We start from the raw sequence: 24,504 nt of genomic DNA, 5'->3' as shown, positions 1-24,504 counted from the left end.
GAATCTCTTCCTCTTACATAAAAAAGCAAAACAAAAGACCTTATATTTCTATAAGGTCTTCGAAACAGAAATTTGATTATAACATAAGGAACTCCTTGGTTCAAAAAGCCTCTTCCAAAAATAACCGAGAGTAAAGGCTTCCATTTGCTACATAACAGTAATTTAAAAAAATTATATTTCACAGAAAAAACCTACACTAAATATCATTTATGAAAGAAATTTGGCTTCAAAATTTCATTCGGATACGGTTTATGATAAATGTGGGTGGTAGCTGGAGATAATGGTGGAATAAGCCATACCCAATTACCTGTTACAACACGACCACAAGCAGCTTCTTGCTTCTCAAATTGCTGAAATTGTTGTGCAGCAGTATGGTGATCAACAATACTAACTCCTTGTTTTTTGAAGGAGTGTAGTACGGCAATATTCAACTCAATTAGCGCCTTATCTTTCCATAAGGTACCGTTTCTCGATGTATCTAAATCCATCATCTCCGCAACAGCCGGAAGTAAATTATAACGATCATGATCTGCTAAGTTGCGCGCCCCAATTTCTGTTCCCATATACCATCCATTGAACGGAGCGGCTGTATAAGAAATACCGCCAATTTCTAAACGCATATCTGAAATCATTGGAACACCATACCATTTTACTCCAAGTGATGAAATAGGGTATTCTGGGTGTTCAATTGGCACTTCTTTTACTTCTTCTCTCGGAATTTCTTTATATATAGGCGCTTTTCCATCTATAGAAAACACAAGTGGCAATACATCGTAATTCGTACCTTCTCCTTGCCAACCAAGCTCCTGACAAAAGTCCGTAAATATAGCGGAATGAGCATCACCAATCACTCCCGTTTCTGTTTTATATCCTGCATATCGAATCAATTGGTGATTATAAATTCTTATATTATTTTCCTCACCTTGATATTGCTTAAAAATCGTAATGGTTGGTTTAACTTTCCCGTCGTTCGTTGCATATTTAATATGATGAATTAATGCATTATATACACCCTCTTCATCATTTACTTCGCGCGCATCTAATATATGCATCTTACTCCAAAATAGTCTCCCAATACATCTATTACTGTTACGCCATGCCATTCGTGAACCATGAACAAGTTCTTCAAATGTATGCTCATATGTCCCTGTCTTCTCTATCTCAATTTGAATTTCTTTTATACGTTCTTCTATCAATTTTTCTTTATGAAGCTCCTTATAACAAATCGTAATAAAATTACTTGCTTCCTCTATTAATTGTTTCGTTTTACTCATAAACAATCTCCTTCTATTTCAACAAAACCCTGCTACTTTACAGTATAAGCAAAAAGGATAGGAGTCACAAATGAAAGTGAGAGTGTTACTTTTATTGTAATATTTTTCAGAAAATTAATAGAATTACTATTGACTTATATGGAAAATGGGTGTATTTTTGACTCAGGTAAAGTATTTTTACCTAGACCAACTTTTTTAAGTCGAAAGGAGGGAATGTTATGTCTTCATTTCAATTGCCAAAGCTTTTATATGACTATGATGAACTAGAGCCACATATTGATAGCAATACACTTGCCATTCATCATGGAAAGCACCATGCGACATACGTAAACAATTTAAATGCTACTTTAGAAAATTATACTGAATTACATAATAAATCTTTAGAAGAATTGCTATGTAATTTAGATGCTTTACCGAAGGAAATTGTTACAGCTGTACGAAATAACGGTGGTGGTCACTATTGTCATAGTCTTTTTTGGGAAGTGATGAGCCCACGAGGTGGCGGTGAGCCTAATGGAGACGTTGCAAAAGTAATTGATTATTATTTCAATACCTTTGACAACTTAAAAGATCAACTTTCCAAAGCAGCTATTAGTCGTTTTGGAAGTGGCTATGGATGGCTTGTTCTTGACGGTGAGGAACTCTCTGTTATGAGTACACCAAATCAAGATACGCCTTTGCAAGAAGGGAAAATCCCCTTACTCGTAATTGATGTATGGGAACATGCTTATTATCTAAAGTATCAAAATAGGCGCCCAGAGTTTGTTACCAACTGGTGGCATACAGTAAACTGGGACCAAGTAAACGAGAAGTATTTACAAGCAATTCAATCACAAAAACATTAGTCGTACGTATAAGGTAAATTTGGTAATGTAAAATCAGTATTGTCGAAATCCTCCCGAATCCCCCGGATTGCCACCGGGGGATTTATGATTACTTCATTGTATTTATATAATGTTTTAAAATATTTTTTATTTCTAGTTTCAGCTCTCGGAACAAAAATCCGAATTCACGAGCCTTTCCATTATATAACGTACAGTTAGTTACCTCATTATAAGGAGCTATATTTCCCCCAGCTTTCTGAATGAGTGCTTTTATTCCTGTCTTCTCTTCTATGAAATGAATAATTTCTTCCATAGAAACTACTCCGTTACTACAGGCGTTAATTGGTCCTCTCACATTTGCCATTCCGCACCAAGCTAGAAACTCTCCTGCCTCTTTTTCATGTATAAATGACAAAGTTCCATCTACATGATCCACAACGATAGGTTTTTGGTTCACAGTACATTCAACGTAAAATTGTAACCTTTTCGTATAATCATTTTCTCCAATAACAACTGGAAAACGCACTGCAACGACTGGGAATGTTGCATGTTGAAATACAACGGCTTCAGCTAATCTCTTTCCTTCACCATAATTGAAGTCATTCCTATCTCCATACGCGATTGCATACTCGTACGGATTAAAGTCTTCTTCTGATAAGCTTAGGGCAGGTTCATAGACGGCCATTGAAGATGTCATAACATATTTCTTCGTTTTCCCTCGTAACACTTCACATATTACTTTCGCTGCATTCGAGCTATAGCATAAATTATCGTATACAATATCATAACTTTTATCTTCTAGACGCTCTGCTAGTTGTTTTTCATCTTCCCTATCTACAATAAGTCTTTTTACTCTACTGCCAAAAGAATCTTCCGTAATTCCTCTCGTCGCAATCGTTACATCGTGCCCCTCTTGCAAAAGTGCTTCTACTAAATGTTTACCAAAAAATCTTGTTCCCCCTAGCACCAATACTTTTTTCAACTTCATCATCCCCACTTTAGCAAATTGTAAAATACTACCTCTCTATTATAAGTGCTAACATATAAAAAGCATGGAATTCGTTTAACGATTCCATGCCTTTATACAGATAATATATTAACGTACTCGATATTTATAAATACAATAACAGAAGTATAAAATAGAAATTACAGATACATAAACCCATAATTCATATACGAATCCCTCTCCCCACACTCCCATAAAATAAAAGAGTGAAGGTAAAGTCAATGTTACCCATGATTGTACGAAGGCAATCCTTCCAAGATATTGATTAATGTTCTTCTTTTGTGTATTTAATACAAAGAATAAATACCAAAGTAATGCCCACATAAACCACGTTAACGCATTAACAACATCATGGAATTGAACAAATGAAACAACCATATAGAATAAGGCAATAATTGCTACCCAAATACAAAACCATCCTAGGCCACTACTATCCATTCCTTTTATAAAAGTAACACCTACATATAAATAAGTTAATCCAAATAAGAAAGTAGCCGCATATGAATACACTGTCCAATTGCTTTGGTCAGAAATCATAATCAAATAAAACGGAATAATAATTTGTAGTGCACCCACAAATAAATTAAAAACACCCGCACTTTTCATCTCTGCTTTCCCTAATATAACAAGACTATTTAAAAATAAAGCTGCCCCTGAAAGTAATAATCCTACATAACCCATATATATTCGTGTGAAAATCTTTACCTTTCACACTTTTAACCTCCCCACACTATAAAATGATACTTATATTATTTTTCTTCCCATTTAAAACTACATACATAATTTTTTATCTAAATAAGTCAGACCTCCTACCTCAAAAAAGGAGTGAACTTAAAACGCTTTCAATAATAAATAATCCTATCAAAACATGAACTAGGATTCCTTGATTATAAACGGACTCTAGCAATGATACAAGTGTTGGAATACATTTCAATAATACGCTTTCAATTCCCATAAAAAATTAATAAAATAATACATTACTCTATCTCATTCTACTACCTTCTAGCATAAGATATTGTAAAATCATATCATTTAAAACAGCGAACGTTCTTTTCTAGGTTCGCTAATAAACTTAGTAGAAAATGAATATAAAAAATGACCTCTTGCTTTTATGCAAAGGTCATTTTTTATATTCATCATTAAACTTCTAAATAGCCATTTTTATTATTTGATTGCCATTTCCAAGAGTCAGCACACATTTCTTCTAATCCGCGTGTTGCCTCCCAGCCTAATTCACGCTTTGCTTTCGATGCATCAGCAAAACATACTGCCACATCACCTGGGCGACGCTCTGTAATTTTATAAGGAACTTTCTTGCCCGAAACTTTTTCAAATGCTTCAACCATCTCTAGTACACTATAGCCCATGCCTGTGCCCAGGTTATAAGCATCTACTCCTGTTGTACTCAGTACTTTCTCAAGCGCCTTTACGTGACCATTTGCTAAGTCCACAACATGGATGTAATCACGGACTCCTGTTCCATCTTTCGTTGGATAGTCATTTCCGAATACGCTTAATTCTTTTAACTTACCTACCGCTACTTGCGTTACATATGGCATTAAGTTATTTGGGATTCCATTTGGATCTTCTCCGATACGCCCACTTTCGTGTGCACCAAATGGATTGAAATAGCGAAGTAATGCGATACTCCATTCTGCATCTGCAAATGCTACATCACGCATAATTTGCTCAATCATTAATTTCGTTTGACCATATGGATTTGTTGCACTTAATGGAAACTCCTCGGTAATCGGTGACGTTTCCGGGATACCATATACAGTTGCAGATGAACTAAAGATTATCTTCTTTACATTATGTTTCTGCATTACTTCACATAGCACTAACGTGCTTGTAATGTTGTTATGATAATATGTTAATGGAATCGCTACTGACTCCCCTACAGCTTTAAATCCTGCAAAGTGAATAACTGCTTCAATTGAATTTTCTTCAAAAATTGCGTCAAGCGCTTCGCGATTTAAAACATCTTCTTTATAAAACTTAAATTGTTTTCCTGTTATTTCTTTTACTCGATTTATAGATTCTACCGAGCTATTCGAAAGATTATCCACTACTATAACTTCGTAACCGCTATTTAGTAATTCTACACATGTATGACTACCAATATATCCTGCTCCACCTGTTACAAGTATTGCCATAATTATAGTCCTCCATATTTCATTCATTATAAACTTCTCAAAGTATATCACATATTTCTTATCCTATGTTTAACATGCGAACACAGAAACTTACATTTTATCCCATAATAATTTTATAACATATACGATTCTAATCAGGTAATAAAAAAATGCCACATAATTTTTATTATGTGGCGTTTTTTTATTAAATTACGTAACAATATACACTTAGAAAATGCGCAAGACTACCTAATAATACAAAAACATGAAAAATTTCATGATGCCCCATATATTTAAACTCTAACCATTTTGGCTTTGTTCCATAAATAAATCCACCAATTGTATAAAAAATGCCACCAAGTACTAAGAAAATAATGCCTCCTGTACTTAAATTCTCAGCTAACGGTGCAAAGAATAAAACAATTAACCAACCCATCGTAATATAAATTGCTGTCGATAACCACCTTGGACAATTAAACCAAAACATTTTAAATACAATGCCACAAATCGCAGTTGCATAGACTAAACAAAATAATAGCAAACCACTTGCTGAATTTAATGTAATTAAGCAAAAGGGTGCATATGTACCTGCAATTAATATAAAAATCATAGAATGATCTAGCTTCCTAAAGAAGTATATAACACGTTCATTGGCCACAACACTATGATATACAGCTGACGCCGTATAAAGGACCATCATTCCAATACCAAACAAAATAACAGCTGTAATTGCAGCAAATGATGGCATCTTGATAGAAACTTTCACAAGCATAGCTAATAACGCAATAAATGATAATATCGCTCCACCTAAGTGAGTAAATGCATTAACTGGTTCCCTTACATAAGTATTCATAATAACACCCCTCATATAATTACATGTAGTTTTGATAACTACATGTAATTATATACACATTTCTTTTTAAGGTCAACATTTACAATTCATTTGTTTCGTAATACCATATTTAAAGATATATTAAACATTAAGTTCCACTAAGTTATAAAAGTGAGGGATTCTACGTGGAAAATATAAATGAATTACTTAAGACATTACATTTAGAAAAAAACATTAAACTTGAGGATATTCCAAATGTTGACTTATATGTAGACCAAGTTGTCCAACTATTTGAGAATACTTATGCAGATACAACGAGAACTGATGATGAAAAAGTATTAACAAAAACGATGATTAATAATTACGCAAAAGGGAAACTATTCATCCCTATCAAAAATAAAAAGTATTCAAAAGAGCATATGATTTTAATTAGCCTAATTTATCAATTAAAGGGAGCTCTCTCCATTAACGACATAAAAAGTTCATTAGAAACTATAAATGACTCCTTATTAAATGATGATTCATTCGAATTAAATACGTTATACAAAAATTATCTTGCTCTTACTGAAAGCAATGTCGAAAGCTTTAAACAAGACGTAAATAACCGTGTTACAGAAGTAAATGAGATTTCTTCCTTAGAAGATACAAAGCTAGAAAAATTTCTACTACTAACATCCTTCGTGACTATGAGTAATATGTATAGACGTTTAGCGGAGCAACTAGTGGATGATTTAAAAGAATCATAAATAAAAAACTATCCACCTATTAAAGTGGATAGTTTTTTATTTACTTAATTGCTTCATGAACTTTTAGTTGTTTCCCTTTAATCGTTGTAGTCTTCATGACTTTCAAGACAAGTGGTCCTTTTCCATTTAATATTTCAACGTAAGAAACATTATCTTGTATCGTAATAATACCTATATCTTCTGCTGTAACACCTTTAATTTTAGCAATTGTACCGACGAAATCTACCGCCCTAATTTTCTTTTTCTTCCCGCCATTAAAGTACAGCTTCATAATGCCTTTGTTGATATCTGCATTTTTATCTTTCTTTATAATTGGTTTAGCATGTATCTTTTCTTCAAATGCAGCTTTCTCTTTCATAACTTCTTCTTTTGAAGGTCCAATTGCCTTTGGAATTTCAAATCCAATATACTCCTCAATCTCTTCTAAAAATCTATTTTCATATGGTGTTATAAATGTAATAGCTTTTCCACTATTTCCAGCTCGTCCCGTTCTTCCAGTACGATGTACGTAGCTTTCTTTTTCAAGTGGAATATCATAATTAATAACATGTGTAATATTATCAATATCAATTCCTCTCGCAGCTACATCTGTTGCTACTAAATAACGGAATTTTCCTTTTCTAAAATCATCCATGACTTCAAAACGATCTTCTTGTACCATACCACCATGTATTTTGTCACAAGGATAGTTAGCTCGTTTTAATTGTCTATATACATGATCTACATTTTCTTGTGTACGGCAGAAAATAATACAGCTATCAGGATTCTCAATCGTTGTTACATCTTTAAGTAGTGAAAGCTTCTCGTCTTCTATCACCTCAAAAAGAGTATGTTCAATTTTATCCGTCGTAATCCCAGCTGCTTTAATTTCAATATGAATTGGTGAATTCATATATGTACGAGACAATTTCTCAACATCTTCTGGAAGTGTTGCTGAAAATAACATCGTCATTCTTTTTGTAGGTAATTCATCAATAATTGCCTCTACTTGATCGATAAAGCCCATATTTAGCATCTCATCTGCTTCATCAATAACTAAATACTTCAAACACTCTAAAGAAAGGGTACCCTTCTCAATATGATCCAACACACGACCAGGAGTCCCAACTACAATATGTGTCTTTTGCTTTAATTCTAATTTTTGACGTGCAAATGGAGATTTCCCATAAACTGCCGCAGCCTTAATCCTTTTGAATCGACCTATATTTGTAATATCTTCTTTTACCTGTACCGCAAGCTCTCTCGTTGGTGTTAAAACTAATGCTTGTGGTTTATTCTCTTCCCACTCCACCATTTCACAAAGTGGAATACCAAATGAAGCTGTTTTTCCACTTCCAGTCTGGGACTTCACAACAAGATCCTTCTTTTGTAATGCGACTGGAATAACCTCACCTTGTACTTCTGTTGGATGATTATAACCTAAACCATTAAGTGCTCTTATAATTTCTTTACTTAATGTATACTCAGCAAAGCTTCTTTTACTCATGTACTAACCTCATTTTATTCTTTATTTAATAATTATATTTTTTATTCTCCTACACTTAATTATACTAAGATGATATATCAAACTAATATTTGCAATTCGTTGAAATATCATCTTAACCTAAGTATAACTCTTTTTATATTATTTTTTAAAACAACATAGAAAAGGGCAGTCTTAATAATAAGCCTGCCCACCTACATAATGAAAAATATATTTTTTTAGATAAAATATATTTACGGAACTAACCTTTTTACAAATGGTATTCGTTGCAATACTAAAGTTATTATCATACTCAGAAAAAGTGTAATCATTACATTTATAGGTATTGCCAGTATTGCATGTACATGGGCATCTACCTTTGGAATAACTATGTATAGATAGTTATTTAATAAGAAAAAGTGAAGAATATAAATTCCAAGACTTGCTTGGTTTATACCACGTAATAAAAATGGTAATTGTCTTTCCGAATTTTGGAAAGTGTATTTAAAAAAGACAAATAATCCAATTGCCATAAGTACAACACCTGGCGCAAAATATTCATACCAATATTGGTCCAATTGCCCATTAGCTTTGACTGTATAATAGTATGTAATAAAGAACGTACCAATAAACCCTAAAATTCCCCCAATATAAGATAGGTTTCTCCATTTTTTTGCAATATCATAATTAGATAAGTAATAACCTAGTAGAAAATATCCTACATAGTTTGTCACATAAAATAGTTCGATATTAAAGTTGATAGGATAATAATAATTTACTAGTTTGACTATAACAGATGCATATAACCATAAAATTAAAAAATATTCTATCTCTCTCTTTTTAGCATTTTTCACGAATACTTTCAGTAAAGGGGCGATTAGGTATATTCCTACAATCATGTATAAGAACCATAGATGTAAACCAATACTATTTGTTAAAAAATACTTTACCCCCTGTTTTAAAGAAGCCGGAAAATATCCTACGCAAGCTCCATAGATGTAAAATATAGCACTCCAACCTATAAAAGGTATGATTACTTTACTTGCACGTTTCTTTAAAAATTCCCCAATAGAACTATCTTTTGCTCCCCTTAACAATAAAGCTCCGCTAATCATTACAAATATCGGAACACTAGCACGTGAAAATGAATCATAAAAATTACCAGCCATCCAACGCGATACGTTACTTGCATCTAACATAGAAACATAACCAGCAGAAACGTGAATTGTAACGACCGCAATTGTTGCTAATACGCGTAGCCAATCCATATAAACTAAACGTCCCATAAAACCTCTCCCATAATTAATATATATATCTACTATTTTCCAAATATAATTCTACAGTAAACCAATAAACATTAAAATACATTATAGACATTTAAATACAAAAAACATTAAATAAAATTTAAATTCCAAATTAATAATTAAACCTTTGACTTCTTAATAAAAATAATGTAAATTATCCTATGGACGAACATTTTTAATTAATAAAAATAAAATATTCGTATTTTAGGGGTGTAAATGATGGAAAACGTATTCGACTATGAAGATATTCAATTAATTCCTGCAAAATGTATTGTAAATAGCCGCTCTGAATGTGATACAACTGTCACTTTAGGAAAACATAAATTTAAATTACCTGTCGTACCTGCAAATATGCAAACGATTATTGATGAAAGAATTGCAACTTATTTAGCTGAGAACAACTACTTTTATATCATGCATCGTTTCCAACCAGAGAAACGAATCTCATTCATTAGAGATATGCAATCACGTGGATTAATCGCTTCTATCAGCGTTGGTGTAAAAGAGGACGAATATGAATTCGTACAACAATTAGCTGCTGAGCAACTGACACCTGAATATATCACGATTGATATCGCACACGGTCATTCTAATGCTGTGATCAACATGATTCAACATATTAAAAAACATTTACCAGAGAGCTTCGTTATCGCTGGAAACGTTGGAACTCCAGAAGCGGTAAGAGAATTAGAAAATGCTGGTGCCGATGCAACAAAAGTTGGTATTGGACCTGGTAAAGTTTGTATTACTAAAATTAAAACAGGCTTCGGAACTGGTGGTTGGCAGCTAGCTGCACTTCGCTGGTGTGCAAAAGCTGCAAGCAAGCCAATTATCGCTGATGGTGGTATTCGTACACACGGCGACGTAGCTAAATCTATTCGATTTGGGGCAACTATGGTCATGATCGGTTCTCTATTCGCTGGTCACGAAGAGTCTCCAGGGGAAACAATTGAAAGAGATGGAAAACTTTATAAAGAATACTTCGGTTCTGCTTCTGAATTCCAAAAGGGTGAGAAGAAAAACGTTGAAGGTAAGAAAATGTTCGTTGAGCATAAAGGTTCTTTAGAAGATACGTTAATCGAAATGGAACAAGATCTTCAATCTTCTATCTCTTACGCTGGTGGAACAAAATTAGATGCTATTCGTACTGTAGATTATGTTGTCGTGAAAAACTCGATTTTCAATGGTGACAAAGTATATTAATTCTTAAATTAACTTGAAGGACAAGTATTTTCATGCTTGTCCTTCTTTTTTGTATATAAAAATGAAAAACATTTTAATTTAACAGAATTTTCTATCGTTATATTTTTAGATAGTCTTAAGAAGGAGGATATACGACTTGAAAAATGTAATAGAAAATCGTCTTAATTGCGCAGAGGTACCTGCTGAACTAACATGGGATTTATCCGATTTGTATAATTCTGATGCCGAATAGCATACTGCATTAAACGCATTGGAAAATGATATAAAGAAACTTGATTCATTTAAAGGACATTTACATACTAGCTCCCACACTTTATTAAATTGCCTACTTTTAGAAGAAGAACTTTTAATGACGTTAACAAAACTGTACTCATATGCAAGTTTAAAAGAATCTACTGATCGTACAAATCCAAGTATTCAAGCGAACTCTTCCAAAATTTCTGCTTTATGGACGAAAGTACATACTGCACTATCCTTTATTCATAATGAAATCCTCATATTCGGCGAAGGAACAATTGAAAAATATTTAACTGAAGAAACAAAACTTGAACCTTTCCGTAAATCGTTACTAGAAATACTACAAAAAAGGCAGCACACACTGCATCCACTGCAGTAGCTCAAATGATTAAAGAGGAAGTACAACCTGCTATTGATCGCTGGTGGTACAATGAAACATGCCGGAGTAGATATGTCAAAACCAGATGCAATCCGTAAAGCTGTTTCTTACGTTGGTTCATTAATTGATAAATTAGAGCATTCTTATCAAGTATAAAAAATAAGCCCTCGCTTTATGAGGGCTTATTTCATATTTACTTCCCAAACCGTTTGCGATATCCACATTTCCTGCAAAGTTCTTCAACCGCAACTCTTTTCGAAAATCCATCGACAATGTTTGTTGCTCTTTCACCTTCGATAATGTTAGAAAATGAATCATTATTAATATTCCCAAGGTTAATAATCCCTTCACCGTCTAAACAACAAGGAATAACTGTTCCATTCGCTAAAATACCCGCTTGATTACGAAGTCCATGACAGAATCCTTTCCCATCATCCTCTTCTTCATGTAATGCTGGCCACTGGAATTCATAGTCTTGATTAATAAAGACACGTTCTGCAATTTTTATACCTTTTCCTGGTGTAAGCTTCTCTTCAATTTGATAAGATAGATCAAATTCATTTTCAATTATAGATAATAACTCTCTATTTTTCTGGATTTCAGCATTCGTTTTATTATCCTGAGTTAAATTCCATAACCTTAACGATACAATTAAATCTGATTGACTTGTCGCTTCCCTAATGAAGGAAAGTATACTCCTTACATAGCCCTCTTTATCTTGCGAACCTGGATGTCCATCAAAACTATGCAGTGAAAAATTCATTTGTCTTAACGCAGGCTTATTTAACAGCCTATGTCTTCTCTTATTAATTAACGTTCCGTTCGTTGTAATATTAACTTTAAACCCTTTTTCATGACTTAAGTCTAATAGTTGATCTATTTTCGGGTGGAGCAACGGCTCACCCTTCACGTGCAAATAAATGTAGTCTGTGTGAGGTTTAATTTGGTCTAATCTTTTAGCAAAATCCTCCACAGAAATGAATTGCTTCTGCCTTTCCGTCGGCGGACAAAAGCTACACGCAAGATTACATACACTCGTAATCTCCAAGTAAAACTTCTTAAACTTCTTCACCTTTAATTCCTCACTTCTCTAACTACTTATACTTTTTCCTCTTCATATTACAGCATATTTTTATGGAAATAGAAACATACTTATTTTAGGAAATCTACATACCATCTAATAATATTTAAAAGACCATCGGTAATTTTTGTCCAATGGTCTTTTTATCCTTTTATATGCAAAGAATAAATTTATTTATGATACGGTTCATCGTAACTATTCTAAATAAGGTTATTTTTTATTATTTTCATAATTAAATTTAACAAAAAAGGTAGTGCCTTCCGATCCTGTTTGAATTTCTATTTTTGCATTATGGCGGGCAGCAATGGCATAACATACACCTAACCCCAATCCAGTTCCATTATCTTTGGTCGTGTAAAACGGCGTACCCAGTTTCTCTAATACTTCAGGCCTGATACCTTTTCCTTGATCCCGCACTGCAAGCACCACACAATTTTGACCTTCCTTGTAAGTGCTAATGGTTAGAACTTTCCCTGTATTCATCGCTTCTAAGCCATTACGATATAGATTCATTAATAATTGCCGTATTTCATTACGATTTAAAAGTAATTCTGGAATGTCATTTGTATCGACTTGAATATATTTATTTTGATTGTACGTATCAATCTTTATTAAAGGAATAATATCGTGGATAATTGAATTTAAATCTAACATCTGCAAATCCGATTTCCTTGTATTACCCATTGAGAGAAATTCAGTAATAATAGAATTGGCACGGTTAAGTTCTTCAATCATTAAATGAAAGTACTTATTATGTTTCTCATAGGTATTCTCTTCTTTTAATAACTGTAAAAATCCTAGTACTGTTGTCATTGGATTTCTAATTTCATGGCTGATACCTGCTGCCATTTGCCCTATTAAATCTATGTTGGATAATCTTTTCAATTCCTGTTCATATTTCTTTTTTTCCGTTATGTTTTTAAAAATACAACAAATACCATCATCATACGGGTATGCAATAACTTCGTGCCAATATTCATCTGCAGTAGAAAGAAATTCGAAATGAACTGTAGTTCGCTCTGACATCGCACGATGAAATTCCTTATACATAACTGTGTCGATTTCACTCGGGAAAACATCCCATATATTCTTTCCTAATACATCTTTTGCTGTTTTTCTTTTCGGAAAATATTGGTGCTTATTTACGTACGTAAATTCCCATTTATTATTTAAAATAAAAAATCCATCCGTAATACATTCAATCACACTTGTAACTTTTTCATTAGCAGCAGCTAGCTCTCTCGTTCGCTCTTCCACTATGCTTTCTAGTTGATCCATATATGACAAATTCGAAAACGTAGGGGCTGTGGCATCAACGATAGATTTTGCTAGTTGAAGTTGAGAATGATCATAATTGTGAGCTTTTCCTTCTTTGCCAACGACGATTACCCCTAATACTTCTCCAATTGAAACCAATGGAATCATCAATAGACCCTTACTATCTATATTTTTTGTTTGAATAACTTCTTGAATCTTGGCTTCATAGCTTTTCTCTGTCCAATCCGCTTCTGTCCAATGACAGCCCTTACTTAATTTCGTTGTTTTAATTGTTGTTTTATCTAGCGGATCTAGAAGATGGGCAGTCATATTTTTACTCTCTAAAATCTGTTCTAGGTAAAAAAAGCATTTATCAAAACTCTCCTGTATCGAGGAACACATTGATAAATCACGTGTAACATTTAGTAACAGCTGCTTCTCAGCAATAAGGTTTTCCTTTTGTTTTAAATTATTTGTGTTTTGAATTGCAACCGCAGCCATATTTACATAAGCTTCAACACTTTGAATTTCTGAATCTGTTAAATTCATCGGAATTCCATAATCAAATAAAAAAACTAGACCAAATAACTCTTGCCCAAATGAGATAGGCAGAGCTAATAAGGACTTAATTTTGAATGCATTAACCGGTCTCGGATCTGGTCGATGATCCTTTGAGGTATCAGGAATATAGATGGTTTTTTTCGTTTCAATAACCTCTTTTGCCAGTAAGTCTATTTCAGGATCAATTACTTGAGTATCGAGCGTTACGCCATTTATAGTCTCTGGTTTTCCTGCAAACCCTCTAAATGTTCCATCTTCCTGGGGTAAATAAATTCCAACAGCATCGCACCTAACAATTTCCTCTGATATCGCCATTGTCACACGCTGCAATACGTCACGTAGTTCTAATTTCGTATTTATTATTTTTGTTATATTTGCGAGTCTAGAATATCTCGTCTGATCACTTACCATTCACATAGCCTCCAATTATAGGCATAATAAAATAAATATGATAATATCAGTGTTTTACATAGAATACATTACTTATGATACGGTTCTCCACGATTAATCCGAAAAGCTCTATACACTTGCTCAAGCAACACTAATCGCATTAATTGATGTGGCAATGTCATCTTTGAAAAAGAAAGTGATTCATTTGAACGCTTCATCACTTCTGAGCTTAGTCCCAGTGATCCACCAATTACAAATGCGACTTTACTCTTTCCGTATGTAGCAAGGCGATCTAGACTTACCGCAAATTCTTCTGATGACTTTTGCTTTCCTTCTATAGCTAATGCAATCACATGCGTGTCATCAGAAATTTTATCGAGTATACGTATACCTTCTTTTTCCTTTACAATTAACATTTCTGCTTCACTTAAATTTTCTGGCGCCTTTTCATCAGGTAATTCAATTACTTCTACTTTTGCGTATGCAGATAATCGTTTTAAGTATTCTGCTATACCTTGTTTCAAATATTTTTCTTTTAATTTCCCAATTGAAATAATCGAGATATTCACACGTATCCTCCACCTTACAAACATGTTATCCACAAAACTTATCCACATATCCACAAATACTACCCACATATTGTGTGAGAATCTGTGTTCGATACAACATATGTCGCCTCATTTTGACAAAATTCACATGTTTTTTTCTCTTTTCCTGAGTTATCCACATTGTTGATAACTGGTGCAACTTCACACTCATCCACAATAATATCTAACGCTAATTCAACATGTTCTAAACAACAAGGTAAATTCATTTTCTACACCTCACTTTTCTACAATAGAAAACAGGAGGTAGGCCCTCCTGTTTTTAATACTTTTGAATGCCTAATTTCACTGTTGTTGTTACTCTTTTTGTACCACGATAAAACGTAAGAGTCATTTTATCATTAATTTCCTTATCATATAAGGCCGTACGGAATCCAATAATATCGCGAATCGGTTTTCCATCTACTGCCACAATAACATCATGTTCTCTTAAACCAGCATCCGCACCTGGCGAAGGACTTTTCACATCCAAAATACAAACGCCCTCTGTTACAGTACCTGGTAAATGTAATGTTTTTGACCAATAATAGTTTGGGATTTCATTTAATGACCTAAGTTCAATCCCAACATACGGTCTTCTTACTTTTCCATACTTCTCAAGTTCATTCATAATCGGAACAGCTCTAGTCACCGGAATAGCAAGGCCGATTCCTTCTACTTCTTTTGCAGCAATTTTCATTGAATTAATACCAATTAATTGTCCTGCTGCATTTACAAGCGCACCACCACTATTCCCCGGATTAATCGCTGCATCTGTTTGTAACACTTCTACTTGCCAATCATAATGTCCATCTTGATCTAAATCTACAGGGACAATACGTTCATTAGCTGAAATAATACCTTGTGTAACTGTTCCAGAAAATTGCAGTCCAAGTGGGTTTCCAATCGCAATAACTGGTTCTCCTCTGCGAACAGTATTAGAATCGCCAATTTCAATTATTTTTTTCACATGCTTTGCATCTATTTCTAATACAGCTAAATCTGTGACTACATCGGTTCCTAATACTTTTCCAGGAACCTTCTTACCATCACTTAGACTTACTTCAATACGATTCGCTCCAGCTACAACATGATTATTCGTTACAATATAAGCTTGACCATCTGTCTTTTTATAAATTACTCCTGATCCTGTACCGGCCTCTGAATCTGCCTCTGAAAAATTATCTCGTTGAATGTTAATAACACCCACAACAGCTTCAGATGCACGATCAACAGCATCTACAAAGCTAATCTGTTTAATCCCTTGAGCTTCAGCCATATTACTTCCGCTTGCTTCAGCTTGCGGAAGCGTATCAGCAGAATTCGAAAATAAAGGCGCTCCAAACGCAAATAAAGAAGCTCCTACAATTGTTCCCGCTATACTCGAAAGAACTATACCTTTGTGCTTCTTTTTTCCTGCACGTTTCATACGATAACTTTCTTCATCAATAAAGGACATATTTGTTCACCTATCTTCCTGAAAACAACTATATTCACCTTTATTGTTTACTAAAATGAAGAATTATACGTATTGAATTTTTGTAGGCATTTTTGGATCTGTATCGTGAATTTCAAAGGATTCACCCACTCCAAATCCTTTTTCCTCTAGTACTTGTGATACTGACATACGCGCTAGTTCTTTCATGTTATTATCTAAGCTTAAATGAGCTAAATAAATATGCTTTGTCTCATCTGTAATTACATCTGCCATCGCTAATGCAGCATCCTCATTACAAACATGCCCAACGTCACTTAAAATACGTCGTTTAATGCTCCATGGATAACGTCCCATACGAAGCATTTCTACATCATGATTACTTTCAAATACAAAAGCATTAGCTCCCTTAATAACGCCCTTCATACGGTCACTTACGTATCCCGTATCTGTAATAAGCGCTAATTTCCTATTATTGTTATGGAAAGCATAAAACATCGGTTCTGCCGCATCATGAGAAACTCCAAATGACTCGACTTCAATATCACCAAATGTTTTCACATCACCAACTGAGAAAATAAACTTTTGTTCAGTTGGGATATTTCCTATTAAATGTTCCATTGCATTCCATGTTTTCTCATTCGCATAAACAGGTAAATCATATTTACGTGCCAATACACCTAATCCTTTAATATGATCACTATGCTCATGCGTTACAAGAATACCTGATACATCATTTATATTTAGTTCTGCTTGTTTAAATAAAGCCTCTGTTGCTTTACCACTTAAACCTGCGTCAACTAGTAATTTTTTTTCATCGGTTCCTACGTATAGCATATTTCCTGTACTTCCACTTGCAAGTACGCTAAAATGCAACCCCATTCTTTCTCACTCCAGTATGTTCATCAACCACTTGATTTTCCTTTTCTCCTAATTCCATAACTTGTCCTTCAATTGCATTCACAAAGAAGTCCTGCTTCTGCTCCGTTTTTAAATTCCACGTTGGAGCAAGTACTTGGTTATTAGAAGTAGATGCGGTAAGAGTGGCATAACCAATTTGCGCTTCTTTAACATGCGTATTTCCATGAATTTTATTTTTTAAATACAAATTTTCTAAAGCTGTTTGAGCCGTAATAATTTCTTGCTCTTTCGTTTTTTCACCTTCGCCCATTTCTTTTAAATCAGTTAGCATTGTCTGCGTATATGAAACAAGTTCATTTTTTTCATTTAATTCCACAACAATCATCGCCTGATTATTATAGAAAATAGGCTTATCTTTATATTTTTGGAAGAAATAAATTTTAGAGTCTTTCACCGCTCCAAATTCATACTTTTGTCCATCCAATACATAGTTCTTCAAAAATTCATTATACTTATCTTTTGATAATGATTTCGTATTTAAAAAAGGCTCTTTTAGCTTACTTTCTATCTTGTACATATTTTGTATATGCACCGTTTGATTTTTCAAAGACTGTATATCTTCTTCTTTAAAGGCTTTATTTTCCGCTCTAATAAATGACTCTTTTTTCGGTTCTTTAGGGATATTTCCCATCGTAATTTTATTTGCTTTTAATTCTTGATCTATCTTTGTTTCTGCAATAAGCTCCAATTGATTACTATCTTGCTTTTGAATGAATTGGAAAATGAGAAAGAGATCCAAAACAAAAAAGGTCACAATAAATATGGTTTTAATCCGATCCCAATCCATTTAGTCCTCCCTCACTCCACTCATAGATTTTCTGTTTACCTGTTTCATCTTCAACAAGCTTTACATACCAAATTGGTTGTAGTCGAACCACTTGCCCATCTAGTGATAACTTGTATCCAATGCCAATATCCTTAATTACTTGTTTCTTTATCTCTGGATTATTTTCTAGGGATGCTATTACAACATGCCCTGACGGAAGAGTAACCTTCTGTTCTATACCTTTAGTATTTAAAGATAGCAACGGTCTTTCATATTCCATTACTTCTTCTGATCCCCATACTTGTCTTAATTCCGCTAATCCATCTGCATTGAATACTGGATATCCATCTTCATTTAAGCGAAATACTGTCTCTCCTTTATTCATATAGTCCAAACGATATGAATCCAAACTCCCACTGTGACCACTTACAAATTCAAAGCTTTTTTGTAAAAGCATTAAATTATCTATCGTTTTCTCAGTTAAGACAGAAGAGTTTTTATACTTTAGCATGTGACGATCGTTTTCAATTTCCATGGATCTAATACCATCTGTAAATGTTTCTTTCGACATCTCGGTAATCGGACTTAAATAACGAGGATCACTAAACAGAGCATTCTTAAACGTATCAACTGCTAAATTAGATGAAATATATGTTATATTGCTTAACTCTGTCGTTCCATCTGGTAAAAATAATTTTTTCATATCATTGAGTTGATAATCAAAATAAGGTTTTGCTGATACTATAAATTGATTTTGGGCATTTACAATATCTTTTAAATACAAGCCACTTAATTTTGCCTCGTATATTTTAAAGTTATCACCATCAGAAACAAAGTTAATTTTAATTTCTTGATCCTTACTTCTAGAAGGATCAAGGAGAATACGATTAAAATGTTTAGGCTTATCTGTACTTTTCTCTTTCATGTTAAACATGGATTTAACTGCATCAAATGGGATATCGGTAGGGAAAACAAGTTCAACTTTCCCTTCACCATGCACATATGAAAGGAAATCACCCTTAGTGATTGATATCTCTCTAAAATCATGTAGTTCCCCTACTTCCAGGGGCTTATAGATTGATTCTATATCTGCCTCTCTTCTGCTCCCATAATGATTTTTATCTTTATGCACGATAATAGAAGTAGGACGGACAACATCGGAAATTTTAGTTTGGTTCATTCCTTCATTCCCCTGTACAAATTTCGCGTTTTGCATGGATGTAGAATCTGGCACATACGTCCATAGATTAAAAGTAAGAAATAGGCTAATTACAACTAGGTTAATTAAAACTATTGTTTTAAAGTTTTCCATACTCATTCCCAATCGTCCTCTTCATCTGCTGCCATTGGTAACGTGAAATAAATAGTTGTCCCTTTTCCTTCTTCACTCTTCGCCCAAATAGAGCCACCATGTGCCTCAATCATTTCTTTTGCAATTGCTAATCCAAGTCCCGTACCACCCATTTGTCTTGAACGAGCTTTATCTACGCGATAAAAACGTTCAAAGATTTTATCAACGTTTTCTTTTGGAATACCCATTCCTTGGTCACTTACACTAATTTCTAATAAATCACCGCGATCACGTAAACGATATGTTACTGTTCCACCTTCTGGTGAATACTTTAATGCGTTAGAAATAATGTTATACAGCACTTGAGTAATTTTGTCAGTATCCATATCAATAAATCTAGATTTCTTAGAGAAAGATCGTTTGAAACTTACATTTTGCTCTTTAGACATTTCAAAGCGATCAATAATATTATTAAAGAAATCAGTAAAGTCGACCCATTCTTTCATTAAACGATGCTCTGTACTATCCAGTTTAGATAGCTGTAACAACGCATTGACAAGTCTAATCATTCTTTCTGTTTCTTCTTGTGTAACCGTTAAAAATTGTGGTGCAATATTTGGATCCTGCCATGCTCCATCTGTAAGTGCCTCTAAATAACTGCGCATCGTCGTTAATGGCGTCCTTAATTCATGAGAGACATTTGCCACAAACTCACGGCGTTCCCGTTCTATACGTTCCTGCTCTGTTACATCATATAGTACAGCAATTAAGCCGTTTGCCTTCCCTGTTTCTTTTTGAATAACAGAGAAACTAGCACGTAAAATATATGGTTCATTTCTCGTACTAAAATCTAATAAAACAGAATCTGGCTCTTCATATAAATGATCGAGCGTAAATTCTTCCTGTATCCCTAATACCTCTAAAACAGATTGATCGAGCGCTGTTTCACGAGAAACATTTAACATCTTTTCCGCAGGGTCATTTAGTAAAATAATATCCCCTTTTCGATCAGTAGCAATTACTCCATCTGTCATATGTGATAAAACAGATGATAATTTACGCCTTTCACTTTCTGTAGAAGAACGAGCTTGTTGTAATTTTTTCGATAAATTATTGAAGGATAATGCCAGTTGTCCAATTTCATCATGGCTATGCACTTTTACTTTTCTGGAATAATTTCCTTTTGCCATTTCGATTGCTTGTCTCCGCATATCTGAAATTGGTCTTGTAATTGTTTGAGCCAATAAAATCCCAAGTACGGCCGTTACTAATAAAGCAATTACTGTTCCCGTAGCAAAAATTTGATTTATATCCTTCATTTGTTTATATACATCTTCCATAGATGCCACAATGTAAATAACACCAAGCGCATCCTTACCGTTATCATCTAGAATCGGAGTAAGCATAACTTGAACACGATGACCTGTACTACCATCCTTCTCAATTTTCACTTCTGGCTTTTTTTGTACTAACACTCGCTGAACAGCTATATCAGTTGATGTTCGATTCACCTTATTCTGCTTTGATTCATCTGAAATAGCCAGTAACTTTCTGTGCGAATCAAATACACTTACCTCTTGTATAACTTTCTTCTGATCAGAGGCAAATTTTCGAATTGACGTTTTAATCGTTTCATCTGTTGACTCTGTTTCTGCTTTTGTATAACTTTTTTTAAACTCTTGCTTCAAATTATATGATAATAAGTTTGTTTGCTGTGTTAAAGAATCCCTAAAACCTTGTACTAAGCTCTTCTCTAATTCCCTTACGAAATATACTCCAATAACTTGCATCGCTATTAATATTAATAGCATATATATAAGCACAAATTTTAAATGAATAGATTGAAAAAAACCAACTTTCTTCATATACTATTCCTGCTCTGGGTCACGCAAGTAATACCCTACTCCACGTCTAGTTACAATTAAAGTAGGATGGCTTGGATTATCTTCAATTTTTTCACGTAAACGACGTACTGTAACGTCTACTGTGCGCACATCTCCAAAATAGTCATAACCCCAAACTGTTTGTAATAAATGTTCGCGTGTCATAACTTGTCCTAAATGTTTCGCTAAATAATGTAGCAACTCAAATTCACGATGTGTAAGCTCGATATTTTCCTCGCGCTTCGTTACACTATATGCATTTGGATTAATCACAATTGGTCCAATAACCATTTCTGTATTTTCTTCTTTTTCCGCAGCACCACCTTGTTGATGGCGGCGTAAATTCGCCTTCACACGAGCAAGTAATTCCCTTGTACTAAATGGCTTCGTTACATAATCATCTGCCCCAAGCTCAAGCCCTAATACTTTATCAATCTCAGAGTCCTTTGCTGTAAGCATAATAATCGGCATTTCTGAGCTTTTACGTATTTCACGGCAAACCTCTAAGCCGTCTTTACCTGGTAGCATAATATCTAATAAAACCATATCTGGTTGCTCTTCATTAGCCTTTTCAATTGCTTCATCACCATCATGTGCCATTACTATTTCAAAACCTTCTTTTTCTAAGTTAAACTTCAAAATATCTGCAATCGGCTTTTCATCATCAACTACTAAAATTTTCTTTCCCATCATCGTCTATTTCCTCCTTATAAAAATATGGTCAATAATCCCTAAACATATTGATGTTTACATAGTATGTCCTATATGACCGCATCCTTTGTTTAAGTATTTTCTCCTCTATTCTCATAGACTCATGTATGATCCACTTTTACACGGCATCTTATACGATCTATAGAAAAACCTCTAGCTTCAACTGCTAGAGGCTCCTCGTTCTATTTTAAAATAACTACTCAGTTTTGTAAAATTACATAAATAAAAAGGATATTAAGTGGGCCCACTTAATATCCTGAGAGTGGCTCGGGACGGAATCGAACCGCCGACACGAGGATTTTCAGTCCTCTGCTCTACCGACTGAGCTACCGAGCCAAAACTATATATAAAACCACTAATGGTGGTATAAACAAAAGTGGCGGTCCCGACCGGGGTCGAACCGGCGATCTCCTGCGTGACAGGCAGGCATGTTAACCACTACACCACGGGACCAAAAATAAGCAAAAAAAAACATGACCCGTACGGGATTCGAACCCGTGTTACCGCCGTGAAAGGGCGGTGTCTTAACCACTTGACCAACGGGCCACGAAAAATAAAATGGTGAGCCATGAAGGACTCGAACCTTCGACCCTCTGATTAAAAGTCAGATGCTCTACCAACTGAGCTAATGGCTCATACTCACCAACGTCATATTTTCGTGACGACAAGATGTATCATAACATGTATTCTGTATTTATTGCAATACTTTTTTCGTTTTTTTATAAAAGAATAAGAAAAAACTCATGCGGACATGAGTTTTTTCTAAACACTATTAATTAAGCTTCGTATACGTTACGAACAATATTTGTTTGGTTACGATCTGGTCCAACTGAGAACATAGATATTTGAATTCCTGTTAACTCAGAAACACGTTCTACGTATTTTCGTGCATTTTCAGGAAGTTCATCTAATGATTTTACACCAGTAATATCTTCTTCCCAACCAGGAAGCTCTTCATATACAGGCTCACATTTTGCTAAAATGTTTAAGTTAGCTGGAACTTCATCAATAACTTCACCATTGTATTTGTAAGCAACACAAATTTTAAGAGTTGGAATACCTGTTAAAACGTCGATAGAATTTAATGATAGATCCGTTAAACCACTAACACGACGTGCATGTCTTACAACAACGCTATCGAACCAACCTACGCGGCGTGGACGACCAGTTGTCGTTCCATACTCGCGACCAACTTCACGAATTTGATGACCAATTTCATCATGAAGCTCAGTAGGGAATGGACCATCACCAACGCGGCTTGTATATGCTTTACATACACCTACAACGCGAGTAACTTTCGCAGGACCAACTCCAGTTCCAACTGTTACACCACCAGCAATTGGGTTAGAAGATGTAACGAACGGGTACGTACCGTGGTCAATATCAAGCATAACACCTTGCGCACCTTCAAATAATACACGGTGATTATTATCTAATGCATCATTTAATACAACAGATGTATCACATACATATTGCGCGATTTGTTGCCCGTACTCGAAGTACTCTTCGAAAATTTCTTCTACAGTGAAACCTTCTGTATCGTACATTTTTTCAAATAAACGATTTTTTTCTACTAAATTGCGCTCAAGCTTCTCTTTAAATGCTTCACGGTCTAAAAGATCAGCCATACGAATACCAATACGAGCAGCTTTATCCATATATGCAGGACCGATACCTTTTTTCGTTGTACCGATTTTGTTATCACCTTTACTTGCTTCTTCTAACTCATCTTGCTTTAAGTGGTAAGGTAAAATAACATGTGCACGGTTACTTACACGTAAATTATCAGTACTTACACCACGATCGTGTAAGTATTTTAACTCTTCAAGTAATGCTTTTGGATCTACTACTAATCCGTTTCCGATTACACAAATTTTCTCTTTATAGAAAATACCAGATGGAATTAAGTGTAATTTATATTTAACTCCGCCGAAAACAATTGTATGTCCCGCGTTATTTCCACCTTGATATCTTGCAACTACTTCCGCATGCTCAGAAAGAAAATCAGTGATTTTACCTTTTCCTTCATCGCCCCATTGTGTTCCTACAACTACTACTGAAGACATTATTAAAGCACCTCCGCAATTTTCAAACGATCTATTCAAACAATATAATTGTACCAAAACCGAAAGAGAAGTCAACCGAAAAGCGAACATTTTTTCACAAAAAAACATTTTCGTTCGTAAGAATTATATATTTAACTTATGAAAGCCTTATCTTTC

The 24,504-nt window shown here is 34.4% G+C and carries 22 protein-coding genes, 4 tRNA genes and 1 pseudogene; 5 read left to right on the top strand and 22 right to left on the bottom strand.

Going from position 1 to position 24,504, the window contains the following annotated elements; genetic code table 11:
* Positions 1 to 203: 203 nt before the first annotated feature.
* Positions 204 to 1,274 (bottom strand): nitric oxide synthase oxygenase, encoded by a 1,071-nt coding sequence (locus AU379_RS17685; protein WP_061139572.1) that lies wholly within the window; start codon positions 1,272 to 1,274, stop codon positions 204 to 206.
* Between the two features lie 218 nt (positions 1,275 to 1,492).
* Between AU379_RS17685 and sodA the strand changes: the two genes are divergently transcribed.
* Entirely contained in the window at positions 1,493 to 2,119 is a 627-nt protein-coding gene (sodA, locus tag AU379_RS17680; protein ID WP_061139571.1) for a superoxide dismutase [Mn], read from the top strand.
* A gap of 88 nt (positions 2,120 to 2,207) precedes the next feature.
* Here the strand turns inward: sodA and AU379_RS17675 are convergent, their stop codons facing one another.
* The 4 genes from AU379_RS17675 to AU379_RS17660 form a co-directional block, all read right to left on the bottom strand.
* Positions 2,208 to 3,089, bottom strand: a complete 882-nt coding sequence (locus AU379_RS17675) for an NAD-dependent epimerase/dehydratase family protein (RefSeq protein ID WP_033685748.1) — start codon at positions 3,087 to 3,089, stop codon at positions 2,208 to 2,210.
* Between the two features lie 105 nt (positions 3,090 to 3,194).
* Positions 3,195 to 3,785 (bottom strand): AmiS/UreI family transporter, encoded by a 591-nt coding sequence (locus tag AU379_RS17670; RefSeq protein ID WP_000542569.1) that lies wholly within the window; start codon positions 3,783 to 3,785, stop codon positions 3,195 to 3,197.
* A gap of 458 nt (positions 3,786 to 4,243) precedes the next feature.
* Entirely contained in the window at positions 4,244 to 5,260 is a 1,017-nt protein-coding gene (gene galE / locus AU379_RS17665) for a UDP-glucose 4-epimerase GalE (RefSeq protein WP_000996548.1), read from the bottom strand.
* Between the two features lie 184 nt (positions 5,261 to 5,444).
* The gene (locus AU379_RS17660) at positions 5,445 to 6,092 is read right to left on the bottom strand and encodes a hemolysin III family protein (RefSeq protein ID WP_001099728.1); all 648 of its coding nucleotides are present in this window, start codon (positions 6,090 to 6,092) and stop codon (positions 5,445 to 5,447) included.
* A 164-nt stretch (positions 6,093 to 6,256) separates the two neighbouring features.
* Here AU379_RS17660 and AU379_RS17655 point away from each other — a divergent pair, with 164 nt between their 5' ends.
* Positions 6,257 to 6,817 carry a DUF1836 domain-containing protein gene (locus tag AU379_RS17655; RefSeq protein ID WP_000427884.1) on the top strand — a complete coding sequence of 187 codons (561 nt, stop codon included), beginning with the start codon at positions 6,257 to 6,259 and terminating at the stop codon, positions 6,815 to 6,817.
* A gap of 40 nt (positions 6,818 to 6,857) precedes the next feature.
* Here AU379_RS17655 and AU379_RS17650 read toward each other — a convergent pair whose 3' ends face one another.
* Positions 6,858 to 8,303: a DEAD/DEAH box helicase gene (locus AU379_RS17650; protein WP_000044733.1), complete on the bottom strand. Its 1,446-nt coding sequence runs from the start codon at positions 8,301 to 8,303 to the stop codon at positions 6,858 to 6,860.
* Positions 8,304 to 8,533: 230 nt separating this feature from the next.
* Complete coding sequence (locus AU379_RS17645; protein ID WP_000533187.1) at positions 8,534 to 9,565, bottom strand: acyltransferase family protein; 1,032 nt, start codon at positions 9,563 to 9,565, stop codon at positions 8,534 to 8,536.
* A 237-nt stretch (positions 9,566 to 9,802) separates the two neighbouring features.
* On the opposite strand from AU379_RS17645, the gene guaC reads away from it, so the two are divergent.
* The 3 genes and pseudogenes from guaC (at position 9,803) to AU379_RS17630 (ending at position 11,558) form a co-directional block, all read left to right on the top strand.
* On the top strand, positions 9,803 to 10,786 hold the full coding sequence (gene guaC, locus AU379_RS17640) for a GMP reductase (RefSeq protein ID WP_000432447.1): 984 nt from the start codon (positions 9,803 to 9,805) through the stop codon (positions 10,784 to 10,786).
* A 136-nt stretch (positions 10,787 to 10,922) separates the two neighbouring features.
* A pseudogene (locus tag AU379_RS17635) lies at positions 10,923 to 11,387 on the top strand (oligoendopeptidase F); the annotation flags it as partial.
* 66 nt (positions 11,388 to 11,453) lie between these two features.
* The gene (locus AU379_RS17630) at positions 11,454 to 11,558 is read left to right on the top strand and encodes an oligoendopeptidase F (protein WP_009327392.1); all 105 of its coding nucleotides are present in this window, start codon (positions 11,454 to 11,456) and stop codon (positions 11,556 to 11,558) included.
* A gap of 37 nt (positions 11,559 to 11,595) precedes the next feature.
* Here AU379_RS17630 and AU379_RS17625 read toward each other — a convergent pair whose 3' ends face one another.
* The 15 genes from AU379_RS17625 to AU379_RS17555 form a co-directional block, all read right to left on the bottom strand.
* Positions 11,596 to 12,474, bottom strand: a complete 879-nt coding sequence (locus AU379_RS17625; RefSeq protein WP_000713633.1) for a radical SAM/SPASM domain-containing protein — start codon at positions 12,472 to 12,474, stop codon at positions 11,596 to 11,598.
* A 219-nt stretch (positions 12,475 to 12,693) separates the two neighbouring features.
* Positions 12,694 to 14,712, bottom strand: coding sequence for an ATP-binding protein (locus AU379_RS17620; RefSeq protein WP_000253110.1), 2,019 nt, complete (start codon positions 14,710 to 14,712; stop codon positions 12,694 to 12,696).
* A gap of 68 nt (positions 14,713 to 14,780) precedes the next feature.
* Positions 14,781 to 15,260, bottom strand: coding sequence for a 23S rRNA (pseudouridine(1915)-N(3))-methyltransferase RlmH (gene rlmH, locus AU379_RS17615; protein ID WP_001027003.1), 480 nt, complete (start codon positions 15,258 to 15,260; stop codon positions 14,781 to 14,783).
* Between the two features lie 59 nt (positions 15,261 to 15,319).
* The gene (locus AU379_RS17610) at positions 15,320 to 15,505 is read right to left on the bottom strand and encodes a CxxH/CxxC protein (protein ID WP_001052831.1); all 186 of its coding nucleotides are present in this window, start codon (positions 15,503 to 15,505) and stop codon (positions 15,320 to 15,322) included.
* A 53-nt stretch (positions 15,506 to 15,558) separates the two neighbouring features.
* Entirely contained in the window at positions 15,559 to 16,734 is a 1,176-nt protein-coding gene (locus AU379_RS17605; protein ID WP_000008042.1) for a S1C family serine protease, read from the bottom strand.
* 63 nt (positions 16,735 to 16,797) lie between these two features.
* The gene (locus AU379_RS17600; RefSeq protein ID WP_000522837.1) at positions 16,798 to 17,592 is read right to left on the bottom strand and encodes an MBL fold metallo-hydrolase; all 795 of its coding nucleotides are present in this window, start codon (positions 17,590 to 17,592) and stop codon (positions 16,798 to 16,800) included.
* Positions 17,576 to 18,418, bottom strand: a complete 843-nt coding sequence (locus AU379_RS17595; RefSeq protein ID WP_000383740.1) for a two-component system regulatory protein YycI — start codon at positions 18,416 to 18,418, stop codon at positions 17,576 to 17,578. The genes AU379_RS17600 and AU379_RS17595 overlap by 17 nt, the downstream gene beginning before the upstream one ends.
* Positions 18,399 to 19,715 (bottom strand): two-component system activity regulator YycH, encoded by a 1,317-nt coding sequence (yycH, locus tag AU379_RS17590; RefSeq protein ID WP_000061563.1) that lies wholly within the window; start codon positions 19,713 to 19,715, stop codon positions 18,399 to 18,401. Before yycH ends, AU379_RS17595 begins: the two co-directional genes overlap by 20 nt.
* Positions 19,712 to 21,553, bottom strand: coding sequence for a cell wall metabolism sensor histidine kinase WalK (walK, locus tag AU379_RS17585; protein ID WP_000755367.1), 1,842 nt, complete (start codon positions 21,551 to 21,553; stop codon positions 19,712 to 19,714). Before walK ends, yycH begins: the two co-directional genes overlap by 4 nt.
* Before the next feature lie 3 nt (positions 21,554 to 21,556).
* Positions 21,557 to 22,264 (bottom strand): cell wall metabolism DNA-binding response regulator WalR, encoded by a 708-nt coding sequence (walR, locus tag AU379_RS17580; RefSeq protein ID WP_000971865.1) that lies wholly within the window; start codon positions 22,262 to 22,264, stop codon positions 21,557 to 21,559.
* Between the two features lie 281 nt (positions 22,265 to 22,545).
* Positions 22,546 to 22,618: transfer RNA gene (locus tag AU379_RS17575), tRNA-Phe, on the bottom strand.
* Positions 22,619 to 22,659: 41 nt separating this feature from the next.
* A tRNA-Asp gene (locus tag AU379_RS17570) sits at positions 22,660 to 22,735 on the bottom strand.
* A gap of 21 nt (positions 22,736 to 22,756) precedes the next feature.
* Positions 22,757 to 22,828: transfer RNA gene (locus AU379_RS17565), tRNA-Glu, on the bottom strand.
* A 13-nt stretch (positions 22,829 to 22,841) separates the two neighbouring features.
* Positions 22,842 to 22,917 (bottom strand) — tRNA-Lys (locus AU379_RS17560).
* Between the two features lie 141 nt (positions 22,918 to 23,058).
* A complete protein-coding gene (locus AU379_RS17555; protein WP_000100238.1) occupies positions 23,059 to 24,348 on the bottom strand; it encodes an adenylosuccinate synthase in 1,290 nt (429 codons plus the stop codon).
* Positions 24,349 to 24,504: the final 156 nt, after the last annotated feature.

Source organism: Bacillus sp. JH7 (genome assembly GCF_001563515.1).
GTDB classification, from domain to species: Bacteria; Bacillota; Bacilli; order Bacillales; family Bacillaceae_G; genus Bacillus_A; species Bacillus_A cereus.
The sequence above is the reverse complement of the archived record's forward strand: the minus strand, read 5'-3'. Positions and strand labels throughout refer to the sequence as shown.